Source organism: Paenibacillus sp. FSL K6-2524 (assembly GCF_038005525.1).
Taxonomy (GTDB): domain Bacteria; phylum Bacillota; class Bacilli; order Paenibacillales; family Paenibacillaceae; genus Fontibacillus; species Fontibacillus anaericanus.
Genome location: NZ_JBBOSP010000001.1, coordinates 1,778,851 through 1,796,195, shown reverse-complemented (window position 1 = coordinate 1,796,195; position 17,345 = coordinate 1,778,851). Strand labels below are relative to the sequence as shown.

General features: G+C 41.4%; 19 protein-coding genes. 2 read left to right on the top strand and 17 right to left on the bottom strand.

All coding sequences use genetic code 11. The features are described 5' to 3' along the window. Window positions 1-100: 100 nt before the first annotated feature. Window positions 101-901: a Cof-type HAD-IIB family hydrolase gene (locus NST85_RS07915; RefSeq protein ID WP_127192527.1), complete on the top strand. Its 801-nt coding sequence runs from the start codon at window positions 101-103 to the stop codon at window positions 899-901. Window position 902: 1 nt separating this feature from the next. Here the strand turns inward: NST85_RS07915 and NST85_RS07910 are convergent, their stop codons facing one another. The 15 genes from NST85_RS07910 to NST85_RS07840 all read right to left on the bottom strand — a co-directional run bounded on the left by NST85_RS07910 (window position 903) and on the right by NST85_RS07840 (window position 13,674). Further along, a complete protein-coding gene (locus NST85_RS07910) occupies window positions 903-1,055 on the bottom strand; it encodes a hypothetical protein (protein WP_341189025.1) in 153 nt (50 codons plus the stop codon). A gap of 183 nt (window positions 1,056-1,238) precedes the next feature. Beyond that, on the bottom strand, window positions 1,239-2,096 hold the full coding sequence (locus NST85_RS07905; protein ID WP_341191091.1) for an IS3 family transposase: 858 nt from the start codon (window positions 2,094-2,096) through the stop codon (window positions 1,239-1,241). Window positions 2,097-2,107: 11 nt separating this feature from the next. Further along, entirely contained in the window at window positions 2,108-2,425 is a 318-nt protein-coding gene (locus tag NST85_RS07900; RefSeq protein WP_341189024.1) for a transposase, read from the bottom strand. Between the two features lie 250 nt (window positions 2,426-2,675). After that, window positions 2,676-3,452 carry an MBL fold metallo-hydrolase gene (locus NST85_RS07895; RefSeq protein ID WP_211350303.1) on the bottom strand — a complete coding sequence of 259 codons (777 nt, stop codon included), beginning with the start codon at window positions 3,450-3,452 and terminating at the stop codon, window positions 2,676-2,678. 447 nt (window positions 3,453-3,899) lie between these two features. Further along, complete coding sequence (locus NST85_RS07890; RefSeq protein WP_127194948.1) at window positions 3,900-4,280, bottom strand: hypothetical protein; 381 nt, start codon at window positions 4,278-4,280, stop codon at window positions 3,900-3,902. 120 nt (window positions 4,281-4,400) lie between these two features. Further along, on the bottom strand, window positions 4,401-4,541 hold the full coding sequence (locus tag NST85_RS07885) for a hypothetical protein (RefSeq protein ID WP_170220303.1): 141 nt from the start codon (window positions 4,539-4,541) through the stop codon (window positions 4,401-4,403). 7 nt (window positions 4,542-4,548) lie between these two features. After that, window positions 4,549-5,754: a winged helix-turn-helix domain-containing protein gene (locus tag NST85_RS07880; protein WP_127194947.1), complete on the bottom strand. Its 1,206-nt coding sequence runs from the start codon at window positions 5,752-5,754 to the stop codon at window positions 4,549-4,551. A 279-nt stretch (window positions 5,755-6,033) separates the two neighbouring features. Further along, window positions 6,034-6,603, bottom strand: a complete 570-nt coding sequence (locus tag NST85_RS07875; RefSeq protein ID WP_127194946.1) for a GNAT family N-acetyltransferase — start codon at window positions 6,601-6,603, stop codon at window positions 6,034-6,036. 70 nt (window positions 6,604-6,673) lie between these two features. Continuing rightward, on the bottom strand, window positions 6,674-7,591 hold the full coding sequence (locus tag NST85_RS07870; RefSeq protein WP_127194945.1) for a helix-turn-helix transcriptional regulator: 918 nt from the start codon (window positions 7,589-7,591) through the stop codon (window positions 6,674-6,676). Window positions 7,592-7,904: 313 nt separating this feature from the next. After that, the gene (locus tag NST85_RS07865) at window positions 7,905-8,702 is read right to left on the bottom strand and encodes a tetratricopeptide repeat protein (protein WP_341189023.1); all 798 of its coding nucleotides are present in this window, start codon (window positions 8,700-8,702) and stop codon (window positions 7,905-7,907) included. 98 nt (window positions 8,703-8,800) lie between these two features. Continuing rightward, window positions 8,801-9,043, bottom strand: a complete 243-nt coding sequence (locus NST85_RS07860) for a 3'-5' exonuclease (protein WP_127194943.1) — start codon at window positions 9,041-9,043, stop codon at window positions 8,801-8,803. Between the two features lie 563 nt (window positions 9,044-9,606). Beyond that, entirely contained in the window at window positions 9,607-10,671 is a 1,065-nt protein-coding gene (locus NST85_RS07855; RefSeq protein WP_127194942.1) for a sulfate/molybdate ABC transporter ATP-binding protein, read from the bottom strand. 308 nt (window positions 10,672-10,979) lie between these two features. Further along, entirely contained in the window at window positions 10,980-11,576 is a 597-nt protein-coding gene (locus tag NST85_RS07850; RefSeq protein ID WP_127194941.1) for a TetR/AcrR family transcriptional regulator, read from the bottom strand. A 5-nt stretch (window positions 11,577-11,581) separates the two neighbouring features. Continuing rightward, on the bottom strand, window positions 11,582-12,214 hold the full coding sequence (locus NST85_RS07845; protein WP_127194940.1) for a YigZ family protein: 633 nt from the start codon (window positions 12,212-12,214) through the stop codon (window positions 11,582-11,584). Window positions 12,215-12,318: 104 nt separating this feature from the next. After that, the gene (locus NST85_RS07840; RefSeq protein WP_307394315.1) at window positions 12,319-13,674 is read right to left on the bottom strand and encodes a glucose-6-phosphate isomerase; all 1,356 of its coding nucleotides are present in this window, start codon (window positions 13,672-13,674) and stop codon (window positions 12,319-12,321) included. 168 nt (window positions 13,675-13,842) lie between these two features. Here NST85_RS07840 and NST85_RS07835 point away from each other — a divergent pair, with 168 nt between their 5' ends. Next, the gene (locus NST85_RS07835) at window positions 13,843-14,739 is read left to right on the top strand and encodes an NAD(P)-dependent oxidoreductase (protein WP_127194938.1); all 897 of its coding nucleotides are present in this window, start codon (window positions 13,843-13,845) and stop codon (window positions 14,737-14,739) included. 99 nt (window positions 14,740-14,838) lie between these two features. On the opposite strand, the gene ppnP is transcribed toward NST85_RS07835, so the two are convergent. Together ppnP and tkt are read right to left on the bottom strand one after the other, a co-directional pair. After that, window positions 14,839-15,159 (bottom strand): pyrimidine/purine nucleoside phosphorylase, encoded by a 321-nt coding sequence (gene ppnP / locus NST85_RS07830; RefSeq protein WP_127194937.1) that lies wholly within the window; start codon window positions 15,157-15,159, stop codon window positions 14,839-14,841. 21 nt (window positions 15,160-15,180) lie between these two features. Then, on the bottom strand, window positions 15,181-17,205 hold the full coding sequence (tkt, locus tag NST85_RS07825; RefSeq protein WP_127194936.1) for a transketolase: 2,025 nt from the start codon (window positions 17,203-17,205) through the stop codon (window positions 15,181-15,183). Between the last annotated feature and the right edge of the window lie 140 nt (window positions 17,206-17,345).

Sequence of the window (17,345 nt, the reverse complement as noted above, 5' to 3'; positions counted from 1 at the left end):
ATAGAAATTATAAAGAGACAAGTAGGAACGGCTTCAACCTTGTAAGGTGCTACCCGTTTCTGCGAGAGTGTTCTATAACCATCACGGAGGAGAGAACTATATGTATAAACTGATTGCCATCGATATCGACGACACCTTGATTAACGACGACAAAAAAGTGACCCCAGCCACACAGAAGGCACTTGAAGAAGCCGTAGCAGCGGGCGTTGTCGTCACATTAGCCACAGGTCGTGCTTATGCTTCGGCCCATGTGCTTGCTCGCCAAACTGGACTGAATGTCCCGATTATTACTTATCAGGGCGCACTGATAAAGAACCTGCTGGATGAGCAAGTATTATACGAACGATATGTACCAACTGAGGCCGCGGACAAGCTTTTTAAATATTGCATTGAACATGACCTTCATTTGCAGACTTACATTGATGACAAGTTATACGCACGTGAAGAAAATCAAAAGTTAATTGATTACACCAACCTAAACGGGACCAAATACTATGTTGAGCCTGACTTTGCCAAATTGGTCGCTCAACCTACACCGAAGATGCTTATCATCGATGAACCGGACTATTTAGATGAGATTGCCCCTGTACTCCGTGAACTGCTCGGCGACAGTGTGCATATCACCAAATCTAAACCAAACTTCCTAGAGTTCATGCATCATGAAGGAACCAAAGGCCATGCCCTGAAATTCCTCGCTAACCACTTCGGCTGCGATCTTTCCAACACGATTGCGATCGGTGACTCTTGGAATGATCACGAAATGCTCGAAGCAGCAGGTCTTGGTGTTGCTATGGGTAATGCCATCCCAGCATTGAAAGAAATCGCCGACTTCGTAACTGCCAGCAATAATGATGACGGTGTTAAGCTCGTCATTGATAAATTTGTGTTTAACCGGGAATAAATCAAAAAGGAGGCCAACCAGTAATCTCTGGTTGACCTGTAATAATACCAAAAGCTGTCCCACCCTTAGTTAGTATGTACTGTGGAGGGACAGTTTCTTTTTTCCGTTTGGGAACGATCTGATCAGAGTAAACCAAAGTGTTGGCAGTAATCAATAGTGTTATTAAAAATATACTAACAGGAATTCCTCCCGTTAATCGGACTAGAACTTACATTGGCGGATAATAACTGGAATTCCTCCAGCTATATGACACGTAACAGAGATGAGAAACAATAATTCTTTGAAACAACTGGAGTTATGGACCTCTGTCAAAAAAGTGGACACTACCTTAAGCGAATTAAGCAGATTTCTTCTGAAACTGTGCAGCAAAACGAATCGGTGACAAGTATCCGAGAGCACCGTGAATTCGCTTGCGATTGTAAAAAAACTCAATATATCGAAACAACTCGTCTTTGGCTTGTTGTTTGGTCCTAAACCTTCTGCAATAAACGAGTTCCTTCTTTAGGATGCTATGAAACGATTCAATACAAGCATTGTCGTAGCAATTTCCCTTGCGACTCATGCTAGAGATCATGTTGTAGTTCTTAAGCAATTCACGGTATTCTGTGGATGCGTACTGTGCTCCACGATCAGAATGGTGAATGAGACCTTCCTCAGGCTTCTTGGCTGCGTAGGCATCCTTTAACGCCTCAAGGACTAATTCAGTTGTCATACGGTCAGCCAGTCGCCACCCCACAATCTCACGAGTGCACAAGTCCAGAACGCTTGCAAGGTATAACCGACCCTCTCTGCACGGAATGTAGGTAATATCTGTGACCCACACCTTGCTGGGCTCCGTACTTTGAAACTGTTGGTTCAGGATGTTGGGTGCAATGGCCATATCATGATTAGAATCGGTAGTTTGTACTTTGTACTTCCGTGAAACACAAGAACGTAAACCGAGTTCTTTCATATATACACCTACCGTTCGTTCCGTCACGTTATACCCGTCTTTGTTCAGTAAAAATGTGATCTTTGGTGCACCATAACGCTCTTCTGAGTCACTGAAATGGTAGCGGATCCGCTCTAACACTTGGTTTTTCCGCAACTCTTGTTGGCTTATCTCATGGTTTCTCCATTTGTAATAACCGCTCCGGGAAACGTTAAGTACATCGCACATCTTCTCCAATCGAAACTCGGAGCGGCTATTCTCGATGAACTGAAATCTCAGTTCTTTGGTTTGCTGAAGATGTGCACTGCTTTTTTTACAATCGATAGCTCTTCTTCTACATCCGCAATCCGACGTTCTCGTTCTTGTAGCACTTGTTCCTTTTCTTTCAGCAACTGTTCAAGCTCCCGAACTCGCTCCATGTTTGCGATAGGTTCATTTTTAAATTCGCGGTACTTAGCCTTCCAGGCATGTAAGGTCTTCGCTGAAATATCTAATTCAAGAGCCATATCCTCCATCGACTTCGTCTGCTCCTGAAGGTACTTGACCGTTTCTTTCTTAAATTCTTCGTTATACCGTTTCCGTTGTTCACCCATGTAAGCACCTCCTGATAGATTCATTATCGAATTCTCTTATCGAGGTGTCCACTTTTTATTCTAGTTCTATTATTCCAGTTAAGTAGATCAAAATAGGGTTTCCTTTATCATTTAACTGGAGGAATTCCTGATAAATCTAGAAAACTGACCTTGACGATGCCTCATCGTCACCCGAAGATAACGCCACCCATAAACTTCACTCATATACTCCACCAATATACTTCACTCATACACTTCTACAAACTATATCTCACTTTTTCAAGAGAATCTTCTGCCCCGTTTTAGCAAACCCGACATTTGCAGGTAATCCATAATCACGACTTAGATCAATATCATGAGACATGTGAGTAAAGATCGTATGTTTAGGCTTCACTTCATCCAGTAGTTCTAGCGCCTCCGTGACATCATACACCGACCTCGTATGAAACTCGGCATGCTCTTTGTAGAAACTTGTTCCGAGTACAAGCAGATCAAGCCCTTCAAGCGGGATTTTCTGTTCCTCAGGCAAGCCAATCGAATCTGAACAATACGCCCAAATATATCCTTCCTTCTCCAAACGATATGCGTAGGAGTAACCATTCTTACCATGGAACACTTTCCAGCCCTGAACGTTCCAACCAGCTAAAGTAACACCTTCATCCACGCTATGAACATCTAAATTTCCAGTAAGCCAAGGATACTGTCGGTTAATTATATCCAGCACCTCCTGCGGTGCGTACAATTGTCCCCGCCGCCCCAACCAGCGACAGGCGTCTGCCCACTCTGGCAATCCTCCGATATGATCAAAGTGAGCGTGTGTAATCAGAATATGCTCTACAAACCGCAGTTCCTGACTCTCCATCCCACTACGCCAATCAGGACCACAGTCGATCAGGAACCCACCTTTTTCACCATCTAAAGACACAACAGAACGAAACCGTCGATTCACTCCACCACTTCTTGCCTCCCCGCAGACTTCACAGTCACAATAAACGCGCGGAACCCCCATCGCATCGCCAGTTCCCCAGAATGTTATTATGTCGTTCACTACTTAACCCCCGTTATTCATTCTGTTGTGATCTCTCTATAGTAAAGCAGTTAATATTAAGTAACCTTGCCGTAGTGTTATCGTATGATAAGAACATGCATCCTAAAAAACCAAGAACTTGTACCCATTTCCTATTAGCTTAACAAAAAAGGTTGATATTCAACAAGATCAACCCATAATTTTTTAACTTATTAATTTTTAAATCATTCGGGTATAAACCATCGGCATCTCCGATGTTTGCCATGGAGTGGCTTGTTTATGAACTAACCGTTACATCGCGGCCGCTTCATGGCCCTTCTAGCGGAAGTCCGCCTACTTGCTTTGGCGCTGCCACCCTGATCATGGGTCTGATTTGACAACTCCAGCTTTGGCATCTGTTCCTCGCCGCAGGGCTACAACTATTCAAAGGGCAAATGTGCACCAGCTAACATTGTATATCAACTTCCACTAAATTCTAACTTCTACTGCTCCTTTACTAATATCAATTTCTTCACAGATTGGCGTTGAATCTAACTTCAATATCTCTAGCTCATTTAAGTAACCATCAACAACATGTAATTGGAATAATATTGGAGATAAATCCCCTCCTAATTCGACCACCATTTCCACGGGAACTCTTCTATTACAAATATACTTGTCTAAATTGAACGGAACTCTTAAATCAACCGTTTTACACCCACAATCACACACGCTAACTACCCTTGCCTGATTTATTTGAGTAGTCAGAATATCATTATCTGGTAAATGTTTTATCATTTTAATTATTGAGGACTTTTCAAATCTATTAAGCCCTCTAGGTTGTTCTAATCTCCTCTTTAAGTTACTCATTTTGCCACCTCTACCTTACGGGAGTATAAGTACCAACATTTGCATTACCATTCCCTCGGTTAAACGGGCGATATTCTACCGATACACCATTTACAACGACTGTTTGATAAGGTAACTGTCCTACTGGTGCATATCAAGTCCACGGTTAACTACATCCCTTGCAATTGCTTGCTCCACTTGTTGTGAACTCATGCCCAAATCTCTCCGACCACCATGTCCGAAGGTTACAGTAATGTTACCAACTTGAATAGTATTTTTCATTAGCTTATCAAATTATCTTATTCAAGCTCTCCTCAGTAACTCCATCAGCTTGTAGGTATCTACTAAAGGCATACAATTCCTTTTTTACAGCTGATTTCAGTTCTTCAGAGATCGCAATACCATCTTCCCACCACCAGTTTTTAATAGCAAATGGATTGTTGCCTCTATGAATTTCCGGCTCAAATCTTGCTACTATTTGATCTCCATATAGCACAGGAAGCACGTAATAACCAAACTTGCGTTTCTCTACCGGAACGTACACTTCCCAAGTGTACCTAAAGTTAAAAATTTCTTCGGTCATTTTCCGATCCCAAATAAGATTATCCAATGGAGCTAATATGCGCACTACCTTTTCCCTTGGTTCATGTGTTTTACTTAAAATCGCAAAGTCCTCATGTCTTATATAGAAGATGTCGTCTATTCCTTCAATTGAGATCATTACAAGCTTATTATCTTCTACTAGCTCTGACAGGATATTAGCTCTTAGTTCTTTGTTAGAGAGAAAATATCCGAGCCAGCCCCCTCCATTTCGCCCCCATAGTAATCCGGTACTTCCTACTCTCCTTTTAAAATACCACTTCAAAAATTCCCGTTCATTTTTAAAGGGGTCAGCACAATGTAGCAGTTCGTGAGGTAAGAGCCTTTCTATTAAATCATAAACCTTTTGTGTGTTATTTTTTCTGAAGACACCTAACTCACCGCAATTAAACATAAAATCCATTGCGACTCCAGACATTTTTCTATGTCCCCATTGACCGATCCCTACCCCTCCCGATTCCAGTTGTATAGATTGAAGCGGTCCTTTATTAAGTATTAGATCTCGAATAACATCTACAAGAGTTAGAGCATCAAGAGACTCCCTTCTTTGTAAAGTCCACCTTAATTCTTCTTCCTTTGCTGCTCTTATTCGATGAAAATAAGGCCAGTCTGAAGTAGAGTAAATAGACATCATTTTATCCCAACCGTCAACCAGTGATCGTTCCTTATATAACAGATTCTCGAAATAGGCCGGAGAGTATTCTCTTATCCGAGCTTGAAGTACGAGGTCAGCATTTCGTCCAACTACATTTAGCGGGTCGTACTGTATACATCCTACCCTTTTTATGTATTCCACAATTCCCTGCTCACCAGAAAATACATTTGTGTTATCTAGACCGTGGTATGTAACTAGAAATCTCCTTGCTTCCGAATTTGAAATTCTTATAGTTTTCATAATGCACCTCTTAAATTTTATTAGATGGAATAATTGGATTATCATTTTCTTTTGACTCAACACCAAAATCAGTGCTTGAAAAGATGTAATACGTAGATCAATTACCGCTACGCGGACGGATTATCCTTTCGATCGCTGTTGCCTCCAAATTTGTTTGATTATATCGCTATAGCGGTAAAAATTTGGAGGCAAAGGCGACCGCTCCGCTTCTTCAGGACATTTCCGTCCTCTTCACTATGATCTAAATATACTTCTTCAATTAAAAGCACTGATTTCGGTTTAGAGCCTTTCTTTTAAGTAGTAATCTTGATATGGAATTATGCTTTTATCTGGTACTTCAGAAAACTTACAGTTCTTTAAGGCTATAACTCGTTCAGTATCTATTTTCTCAGCCTTAGTTAAAATACGCTCTATAGCAAAATCATCAAAAAAATGATTGGTTACCATATTCAATATTTCACTGAATGTACTCTCATTTTCACAAGATGATATCATGTCAATTCTCAATATACCGATTTTGCATTCACCATCCAAGAATCTGGTAGTATTCGGAATAGGGGCAATCTCAATAGTTCCAATCACCTTATTGGTTGGTTTGTTTGTTATACTCCATCTGATAAAAAATTTTTCCTTGAATACTTTATTCCAACTTCTAATAGCTCCCAGCACAGGCTCTATTCCATGGATGTTCCAAACTCCTCCACAATTATCATTGTTCATATGACTTTTTGTGATTGGATCGGTATAGCATTCAAACAAATCTGCCGCGTCCTCTTCTTTAACTAGTGTAAAAAGCATAAATTCCGTTTCATATACTGGGCATGTTTCAAAAGGATTTACTCTTAGCAATATACTTCCTCCTAATGAGTTGATGCTTATATTTTATAAAAGTAATGGTGACAACTGTATGTCGTAATTTCTAGTAAATTTCTACGATTTCTCTCGCCTTTTGTAATATCCGCTGTTTTAATTCTTCAGGCTCTAACACAACAACTTTATTACCAAGGGACAAAATAGTTCCGAACCACAAATGTTCATTCTGTATTACATTCAATTTCATTATAAAATCTCCATTTACATACTCTTTCTCTATACTCCCGTTCAGATACTCCATTACAAATACTTTAACTTCAGCTTTGCATCTTATTTTGCAAGTTAGGTATTTACGATTATCATTGGCTTCGTATCTTGCCATTAATACATCTGCACTCTCATGTTCTTTTGAAATGTGCTTGTCTATAACATAGGTATTATTCATTCGCACTAATTTATAAAGCCTGTAATCTTGTTTTTCGATACAAAAGGCGAATAAATACCAAGCATACCACTTGTATGTCAGCAAAATTGGATCCACTTCTAGTTGACTAGTCCAATTTTCTGCATTGGTGTAGTCAAATGAAATCATCTTTTTTCTTGAAATAGCACTCTCAATAAGCTGTATTCTCTTATCTGTATCTATACCTTCGCGAAGCACACCAAAGTCCAAAGATATATTGTTTGTAAGAGATTTGTTGCTTGAGACTGACACTATTTTCTCTAGAGTCTTCTCTATGTTTGGATTACCGTAGGCAGTGATCAATCCCTTGAGTGCTGTCAGTATGTATGAATAGTCAGTGTCATTGGCAAGCTGTCTCTCCATTTTAAAACTATTCAATATACCATAACCACCATCTGTACCATAAAACGAAACGATAGGAATCCCCGACATATTTAATGTTTCAATATCCCTCTGTATTGTTCTATGTGATACCTCGAACTTTTCAGCTAATGTCCGTGCGCTAACCTTTTCCCTATTTAAAAGAAATATCACTATTCCAAGCAACCGTTCAATTTTCAAAATGTTTCACCTCAAGAAATCATTTTTATATAATTGCTAATATTCCGATGTTTAATCGACATCACATTTTCAACATACCTAATGTGTGTTCTTATGTAAATAAATATTATAGAGTTAGACTTCCTGTATTCCTTCATTCTACTTATGTAACTATATAAAAACGCTACTGACAACGGTATGTCAGCAGCGCTTCTTTTTTTGTCACGAGTCACTATTAATCAAGACTAAAATATTGGTCACCAACAACACAGCTGTTGATAATTAATTTATATTCGCAACTGGCGGTACAATTTCTTGTTTTGAGCAAGGAACATTAATCTTCAGTGGTATCTCTCGAAAGATTAACCTTTCCAAGTGATACTTGGAGTTTCTCATAAAACCTTTTTGCGGTATCATTGTCGGGTTCTAAGTTCAGTAACTTATTTGTCCATTCAAGCGCAATTTCATAATTTCTAATTTTAGCATTATGATACATAATATCAATCATGCACTCCGTTTCATTCGGACTAATTTTGTGAGCCAACATAAATGACTCGAGTGCTAGCTTGAAATTGTTCATACTTGACAGCACAAGGCCTTTATTCCTAACCGCGTCATAACAACTTTCGTCCAACAAATAGGTATTATCAAAATGTTTGAGTGCCAACTCGTACTTTGATAATCTGAAGTAACACATTCCCAAATTTAAATGAGTCTCTGACTGTTTATCATTTATTTTTAATGACTGGATATAATAGCTTTCAGCTTGTTCAAATTCATCGATTTCAAAATAATAGAGACCTAAATAATATAAAGCATCTTCACTCTGATCATTTATTTCTAGTGCTTTATTGAAGTGCTTTATTGCTTTTTTAAACTCTCCCATCTTAAGATAGACTCTACCCAAATTGAATACGGGTCTCTCCCATTTTGGACTAGAATTGATAAGCTCTTTAAAACATTTAATTGCATTAAAAAAATCCCCAAGTGCTAAATGACAACACCCAATATAATTTCTGCAATCTGAAGACGGTTGATGGGCCATTTCAATTTCAAATAGAAATAGTGCTTTTGAGTAATTTCCACTAACATACTCTTCCTCACCTTGATCATAATAGCTATTTACATCCAACAGATACACACCTTCTTACTCTTAATATACATTTCATGATCGATCACCACACTTGTCTTTTTCTTTTGGTCAAAATAATTTGGAATACAACAAGAACTTTAAGTTTTAAACCAACCGTATCCTAGATCAACTATTTGAGCATCTTTATACTTAATTCCTCTAGTCTCAAGAAATGTAGTTAGATCTTGAAATCTATCCAAACTAACATCTTCATCTAGCCATGATGCATCACATTCATCGCATATATATATAATTATCTTCAGGTCTTCTACTTTATGCTTACCTATCAATCCATTCCCATCGCATCTCGGACAAACAACCTTACCATTATACAACTCCATATTTCCCCTCCTACCTAAGCATCTTGGGTAAGCTGTAACTATCCCATTAGTTCCAAGTGTAACTACTATACGAATTGCTGTCCGCATTACGAGATATAAATTGTATATTTATTACATTATCGATCGAATGGACCAGATAATTAATCTTGACGCATACACCTTATTTTAAAAAAACAGGGATTTCTTCGGTAGCATCATTCTTCTATTTAACTCTTCGATTTATAAGTACCCACGCAAAAAAAGGAGTGTTCCAAGTTAATAGGAACACCCCTTACTATAAACCCCCATCAAAGTGTGGTGAACAGTAGAGCGGAGCAAAACGTTATGTGATTAACGTCGATCTATTGGAGGTGATATAGCGGAGAGGGCGAAATGATTCTGAAGAAGCGCAGCGTTCACCTTTGTCCCCGAATTTCCACCTTGTAAAAAGTTCAATAAAGAAATTCGGGGACAACAGTGATCGTAAGAACATTTCGGTATCATAGCCTTATCACAACCAAGACAGCGATCGAAAGATCAAACGGTTTGCATAGCTGACTCTTGTTCACCACACTTTTCTCACTCTAAATGATCACACTCAAAGGATCCCGCTTCAAAGGATTTTCCAGAATCCAATTGCTCTTATCATTAAATAGATAAGCCCGATGCACCAGTACACGAACTTCCTGACCGGTCTGTAGGGTCTCCTTCTCAAGCGAACGGAATGTCGTGAGCGTGTATCCTCCCACCTCTACTTCAACCAGCCACTCGCTGCCACGGAAATGCATATGCTTCACTTTACCAGGTGTGGTAGCTGACAGAAGTGTGAATTCATGCTCTGTCCCCACTTCGATATATTCGGGGCGAATGAGTGCACGGGTTCCAGGCCCCCCTGACTCCTCTTCAAAGCCCTTGAGATCGGATGCTTTCTCTACAAGTGTTGATTGTCCGATGAACGAAGCCACAAAAGGAGTATTTGGATTCTTATAAATATCCCACGGGGTTCCTTTTTGCTCCAATCGCCCTTGATTAATGATCATAATCTCATCCGCAACTTCAATCGCTTCTTCTTGATCATGCGTGACGAAGATAGACGTAATCCCAACACGTTCAATCAACTCTCGTAACCAGGAGCGAAGCTCATGACGGATCTTGGCATCAATCGCCGCAAACGGTTCATCAAGTAGGAGCAACTGAGGTTGTGGCGCTAACGCCCGAGCAAAGGCAACCCGCTGACGTTGTCCTCCAGACAACTGATGTGGATAACGTAGTTCGAAACCACTTAAGCCCGTCAACTCGACAAGTTCCATGACCCGCTCTTTTATCTGTGCCTTGGATATCTTCTTCACTTGAAGACCAAATGCAATATTATCATAAACCGTCATGTGTTTGAAAAGAGCGTAACTTTGGAATACAAAGCCGATGCCGCGGTCCTGAGGTGGAAGTCCACCTACACTTTGCCCATGAAACAAAATCTCACCCGCATCGGGCTGTTCCAATCCAGCTAGCATGCGAAGAATTGACGTCTTGCCCCCGCCACTCGGACCGAGTAAGCCGATCAATTGACCTTTCTCAATCCCAAAACTCACGTTATTTACCGCGTGAAAATCACCAAAATGCTTATCCAAATTTCGTACTTCCACATGCATCACAGGCCCACCCTTTCGTCGATCCCGAGTTCGGGTTTCATAGCTTCAATTCCCTTGGTTACATAGCAATAAATTATTCATATGAAAATACTTGGTTTTAGCTTCTGGAATAACTTTACCAAACCCTGCCTTTAACGTCAATCCAAACCTGCAACAATTATAGGAAAATATTGTATTACATAATGTTAAGAGGCGTGAATTTCCCGCAGGAGATCCACGCCTCTTCGTTACTCCATTAAAGTAACGTTCTAATGGGGTACAGCTATACTAATGTAAATCGGTAAAGTGTGGATTTACAACAAACCGCTTTATGACGTCAGAGAGTAGTTTCTTTGACTTAGCATTTTGACATGCGCAATCGCAGCGGGCATGATATCTTCAAACGTCAAGCGATCCTGAATATAAAAAGAAATGAAACCATGCATACCTAAAAACATACTGAGCGGAAAAGATGGGTTGCTTTCCAGCGGATGACATTCTTGCTTCAAAAACTGACGTGCGATAAAGTCGAACATATCGAAGCATTTAGCTTGTTCGTTGCGGCAGTAAGAGAGTATTTCCTCATCCCGAAGCATGAACATAATCTCGTATTGGTATGGATGATCCAGACCAAACTTAATAAATTCCAGCATCAGTTGTTCGACCTTTGTTAAACCCTCTGAGGGAGCATCTTTGGTAACCTGCTGACAAAGTTGAGATAAATGATCGAAGTCCTGCACCACAATTGCATAGAACAATTCCGCTTTTTCCTTGAAATGATAATATAGAGAACCGTGGCTATAACCCAAATGCTGCCCGATACTCCTCATGGAAATTCCGCGATATCCTTTCGTGATGAATAAATGTCTGGCGGCATCCATAATCCTTTCCCTCGATAACTCCTTCTCCACTGCTCTTCTTGCCATAGGCGTTATTCCCCTTTAATTAAGTAAAGCTTCTCACCTTCCGTCAGTACAGCCTGCCCTTGCGTCACATCAATCATCCGGTCCTTGAAGGCTTCCGCCTCCCCATCATAAGGCAAACACAACAACGTTACCTTATCAGCGAACGTCGTCTCTCCTGTACGAACTCCTTCGGTTCTGAGCTCGTTCTCTACTTTGCCATGCCAGGTATAGTCTAGTTCTACAAAAACTTCGCGATGCAGCACCCACTCTATGACTTCCCCTGCTTCAATCGCTGCGACCGCACCATCAGTATACGCACGGATTAAGCCACCTGCCCCGAGCATGATACCACCAAAATATCTTGTCACGACAATCGCTACATTCTTGAGTCCTTGGTTCTTGATTACTTCTAGAATTGGTTTGCCAGCCGTTCCACTAGGTTCCCCGTCATCGGATTGCTTCTGAATTTCGTCCCGTTCCCCGATCATATATGCCGAACAGTTATGGGTCGCATTCCAGTGTTTCTTCTTGATGTCCTCAATAAAAGAAACAGCTTCCTCCTCGCTCTTCACCGGCATAATGTATCCGATGAATCTCGATTTCTTGATGACTATTTCCTTGCTACCAGCTGAGCGTACGCTTTTGTAAGATTCTAACATATGATCTCATCCTTATAAATGTGCCAAGAAGCAGTTCATCCGGTATACCGGTCTGAACTGCTTCCATGGCGCTTATATCTCCCCTGGAGGAAAGAGCTTGCTTATTATTCAGTAAGTCTGGATTCCAGTTCTGCTTTTTCTTTCTCGAAGCCTGGTTTGCCAAGTAAAGCAAACATATTCTTCTTGTAAGCTTCAACACCTGGTTGATCGAACGGATTAACACCCATGAGGTAACCGCTGATTCCACAAGCTTTTTCAAAGAAGTATACCAGATATCCGAAAGAATGAGGAGTTAAGTCCTGCACATTAACAACCAAGTTAGGTACTTGACCATCAGTATGTGCTAGCAATGTACCTTGGAAAGCCTTCTTGTTAACAAAATCAAGTGTCTTACCAGCTAAGAAATTCAATCCATCTAGATCAGCTGGATCGGATTCAATCGTAATATGGCTTGGTACTTCAGTAACTTGGATTACTGTTTCAAAGATATTCCGGTTACCTTCTTGAATGAACTGTCCCATCGAGTGTAGATCCGTTGAGAAGTCTACGGCTGCTGGGAAAATCCCTTTATAATCTTTCCCTTCACTTTCACCGAATAGCTGTTTCCACCATTCAGATACATAGTGCAGAGAAGGTTCATAGTTCACGAGGATTTCTGTTGCTTTACCTTTACGATACAACGCATTACGCACGGCTGCATATTGATAACTAGCGTTCTCAGCGACATTTGGATTGCTATATTCTTTAGCTGCCTCAGCTGCACCCTGCATCATTTCTTCAATGTTGATACCAGCTGTTGCGATCGGCAGAAGGCCTACAGGAGTAAGTACCGAGTAACGTCCACCTACGTCATCTGGAATAATAAAGGTTTCGTAACCTTCTTCGTTAGACAACTTCTTAAGTGCACCTTTCTCACGATCCGTTGTTGCATAGATCCGTTTGCGTGCTTCTTCTTTACCATACTTCTTCTCGAGTTCCGCACGGAAAATACGGAAAGCGATAGCAGGCTCCGTCGTTGTTCCCGATTTGGAAATAACGTTGATGGAGAAATCTTTACCTTCAATCAGATCAAGCAAGTGATTAACATAAGTTGAGCTGATGTTATTACCTGCGAAATAAATTTCCGGAGTTTTGCGCTTATCCTTAGGAAGGACATTATAGAAAGAATGAGACAACGATTCAATCGCTGCACGTGCACCGAGGTAAGATCCACCAATACCGATAACAATCAGTACGTCAGAATCATTTTGAATCTTGGTAGCTGCTTGCTGAATACGCGCAAATTCTTCTTTGTCATATGCAGTAGGAAGGTCAATCCATCCTAGATATTCCGAACCCGTCCCAGTACCGTTATGTAGCTGTTCATGAGCGATCCGAATTGATTCTGCAAGATAATCCACTTCGTGCTGGCCAACAAATTGCAGGGCTTTGCTGTAATCAAAAGTTACTGTTTTAGACATTACAATAAAAACCTCCATCTATTTATATTTATATGATCTCACTGCCTATCCTCGTTAGAACTAGAATACTGTAATTTTGAGGTGAAGACAAGGGCACAATATACACTATCTTTCCCCTTATGCTAAAATAAATAAATGCTGTTTAATTCCTAATAGAAGGTGACTATCATGAAAAAAATCGGATTTATTGGACTAGGCACCATGGGCGCCCCTATGGCTGCCAATCTCCTGAAACAAGGTTATGAAGTAATTGTGTATAATCGTACCTCCGCCAAAAGTGAAGCCTTAGCCGAGCAAGGCGCGACTATAGCTACTACACCAAGAGATGCTGCAAATGCTGTTGATACTGTCATCACCATGGTTAGTGACGACGCTTCAATTGCCGCTGTATACGAAGGCAAGGACGGTCTCCTTGCAGGACTCCAAGCTGGAACCACGGTCATCGACTGCAGTACCATTTCACCAGCGCTTGTGAAGCAGCTTGCGGAAAGTATTAAGTCCCTTGGATGCACCTTCCTTGATGCTCCTGTAACAGGAAGCTCTCCAGCCGCGATCAGTGGCACCTTAGTGTTCATGGTAGGCGGAGATGCTGAGGTATTAGCTGCTCAGACGGACATCTTCGATACCCTGGGTAAAAAGATCCTACATATGGGACCTAACGGTAGCGGGGCTGTTGCTAAGCTTGCGCATAATACGATTGTTGGTATTAACAATCTAGCGCTTGCCGAAGGATTCGCCATCGCTGCAAAATCTGGCCTACCTGCTGATGCATTTCTAGAGCTTGTTCAGCTCGGATCTGCAGGCAGCAAAGCTGCCGAACTTAAAGGACGTAAAATTATCGAACATGATTTCACCAATCAGTTCTCACTCGCACTAATGCTGAAGGACCTCAAACTTGCTTCTTCACTTACGGACGAATCCAGTATTCCATCCCCCATGCTGAATATGGCAAAGAGTTTGTTCCAAGCAGGACAAGCCGAAGGATTTGGTGACGAGGATCTCTCAGCCGTTGTGAAACTGTATGAGTCCTGGATTGGTAAAAAGATGGGCGACCCATCCATTTAAAGAGCTACCACTAAAATTTTAATAAAAAGGCAGATATAACGCTCATCCGCGGATATCTGCCTCTTTTTATGTTACTTGATATTCAACCTATAGTACGTTCTAAATTTCTGTGCTATAGGAGCAGCAATAATCAGTCACACTGCGTACTTCCAGCTTGAAGGAAGTGTGAGCGGGAACAGTGAAGGTTCCCTGGCCGCTAATCTCGATCCATTCTGTCTGTTCAGGAAGTAATACTTTCAAATCACCCGATAGAATTTCCATCACTTCCACCGTATCCGTACCAAACTCGTACTCCCCAGGAAGCATGATTCCAAGGGTAATCTTATTTCCATCCTGAAGCCAGACACTTCGGCTTGTTACCTTGCCATCAAAATAAATGTTGGCGGCCTTCTCCACTGTTACATTACTTAATTGCGTCACCGTCTCCACTCCCCTCAGAGCTTATTTCAATTGTTCTTTAACGTGATTCACAACATTTTCTACCGTAAAGCCGTACTCTTCAATGACCTTATCGCCAGGCGCAGAAGCTCCGAAGATATCGATTCCGATAACGGAACCTTTCTCACCAGCATAACGCTCCCAACCAAATGGATGTGCCATTTCTACAGCAACGCGAGCTTTAACACTTGGTAGAATAACGGAATCTTTATAAGCTTGATCTTGTTTATCGAATAGATCCCAGCTTGGTAAGCTTACAACACGAACATGAATGCCTTCTTCCGCTAATGCGGCTTGTGCTTTCACAGCAAGCTGTACTTCAGAACCGGAAGCAATGATTTGTGCTACTGGGTTACCATCCTTCGCATCAGATACTACATATCCGCCGCGTCTCACACCTTCACGAGCAAGTTCTGCACTCTTCTCAAGAATTGGTAGGTTTTGACGAGTCAATACGAGTGCTACTGGGTTGGCTTTATTCTCAACAGCGTATGCCCAAGCAGCAGATGTTTCATTACCATCAGCAGGACGAATAACCGTCAGACCCGGGATAATACGCAAGGAAGCAAGCTGTTCGATCGGTTCATGTGTAGGTCCATCTTCACCCACTGCAATACTATCATGCGTTAGCACGTAGGTTACAGGCAGTTTCATAATGGAAGCTAGACGAATTGCTGGACGAAGATAGTCTGTGAAGACGAAGAACGTTCCTCCGAATATTTTGAGTCCGCTGTGTAGTGCAACACCGTTCATTGCTGCTGCCATTGCGAATTCACGAACGCCATAATACAAGTTGCGTCCATCACGGTTCTCTGCGTTATAAACCGTCAAACCTTTTAGATGTGTCATCGTAGAGCTCTCTAGGTCAGCAGATCCACCTAGTAGTTGTGGTACACGTGCTGCTAATCCATTCAGTGCATTACCAGAAGCAATACGAGTGGATACAGCTTTATCTTCAGCGCTATATTTCGGAAGTTCAGCATCGAAATCTGCAGGAACATCGCCAGCAATAGCCGTTTCAAATTGCGCCGCAAGTTCTGGATACTGAGCTTTGTATTTAGCAAAAGACTCATCCCAGGCTTTGTTAGCTGCGATTCCACGTTCTTTAACTTTAGCGAAATGCTCGCGAACTTCTTCAGGAACGTAGAAATCTTCTTCATATACCCATTTGTAGAAGTCCTTCGTCAACTTAGCTTCTTCTGAACCTAGTGGGGAACCGTGAGTACCACCATGGCCGCCTTTACCTTGTTTGTTCGGGCTTCCGTAACCAATTACGGTTTTTACTTCAATCAATGTTGGACGTGTGGTGTCCGCTTTTGCTTCGGCAATTGCCGCTTCAATCGCAGCCAAATCGTTGCCATCCTCAACACGAAGTGATTGCCAGCCATAAGCTTCAAAACGTTTACCTACATCTTCGGAGAAGCTGAGGTTCAGCTTACCATCAAGTGAGATATCGTTGGAATCATATAGGAAGATCAATTTGCCCAGTTTCAGATGACCTGCAAGGGAAGCAGCCTCACTAGCAACACCTTCCATCAAGTCTCCGTCACCACAAATGCCGTACGTATAATGATCAACAACCTTGAAGTCGTCTTTATTGTAAGTTGCAGCTAGCTGAGTTTCAGCAAGTGCCATCCCAACAGCCATAGCCAATCCTTGGCCCAGAGGACCTGTAGTAGCATCTACACCAGCCGTGTGACCAAACTCTGGATGACCCGGTGTTTTACTTCCCCATTGACGGAATTGTTTGATCTCTTCCATTGGAAGATCGTATCCACTCAAATGTAACAAGCTGTACAGCAACATCGAACCGTGACCAGCAGATAGTACAAAACGGTCCCGATTGATCCAAGTTGGGTGATCCGGATTATGATTCATCGTTTTAGCGAACAATTGGTAACCCATCGGTGCCGAACCCATCGGCATACCAGGGTGACCGGAATTTGCTTTCTCAATAGCATCGATCGCCAACGTACGAATCGTAGTAATCGATAGATTGTCAATGGTGTTGTTGTCTGATAATGGCATGCTAATTTCCTCCTCAATATTGAAAGCTAACTGGTTCTAGATACATATTCACTCATTCATAAATCAAAACATTCAATTTGAATAGATCATTTCGACTTTATCCATTGTACCACTTCATTACCATCATTTCCATACGTTTT

Coding starts and splice junctions, on each gene's coding strand:
- NST85_RS07900 (WP_341189024.1), bottom strand. CDS start 2,425: ATGGGTGAACAACGGAAACGGTATAACGAAGAATTTAAGAAAGAAACG.
- NST85_RS07860 (WP_127194943.1), bottom strand. CDS start 9,043: ATGGAGTTGTATAATGGTAAGGTTGTTTGTCCGAGATGCGATGGGAAT.
- NST85_RS07840 (WP_307394315.1), bottom strand. CDS start 13,674: ATGTCTAAAACAGTAACTTTTGATTACAGCAAAGCCCTGCAATTTGTT.
- NST85_RS07845 (WP_127194940.1), bottom strand. CDS start 12,214: ATGTTAGAATCTTACAAAAGCGTACGCTCAGCTGGTAGCAAGGAAATA.
- NST85_RS07915 (WP_127192527.1), top strand. CDS start 101: ATGTATAAACTGATTGCCATCGATATCGACGACACCTTGATTAACGAC.
- tkt (WP_127194936.1), bottom strand. CDS start 17,205: ATGCCATTATCAGACAACAACACCATTGACAATCTATCGATTACTACG.
- NST85_RS07850 (WP_127194941.1), bottom strand. CDS start 11,576: ATGGCAAGAAGAGCAGTGGAGAAGGAGTTATCGAGGGAAAGGATTATG.
- NST85_RS07855 (WP_127194942.1), bottom strand. CDS start 10,671: ATGCATGTGGAAGTACGAAATTTGGATAAGCATTTTGGTGATTTTCAC.
- NST85_RS07835 (WP_127194938.1), top strand. CDS start 13,843: ATGAAAAAAATCGGATTTATTGGACTAGGCACCATGGGCGCCCCTATG.
- NST85_RS07880 (WP_127194947.1), bottom strand. CDS start 5,754: ATGAAAACTATAAGAATTTCAAATTCGGAAGCAAGGAGATTTCTAGTT.
- NST85_RS07890 (WP_127194948.1), bottom strand. CDS start 4,280: ATGAGTAACTTAAAGAGGAGATTAGAACAACCTAGAGGGCTTAATAGA.
- NST85_RS07885 (WP_170220303.1), bottom strand. CDS start 4,541: ATGAAAAATACTATTCAAGTTGGTAACATTACTGTAACCTTCGGACAT.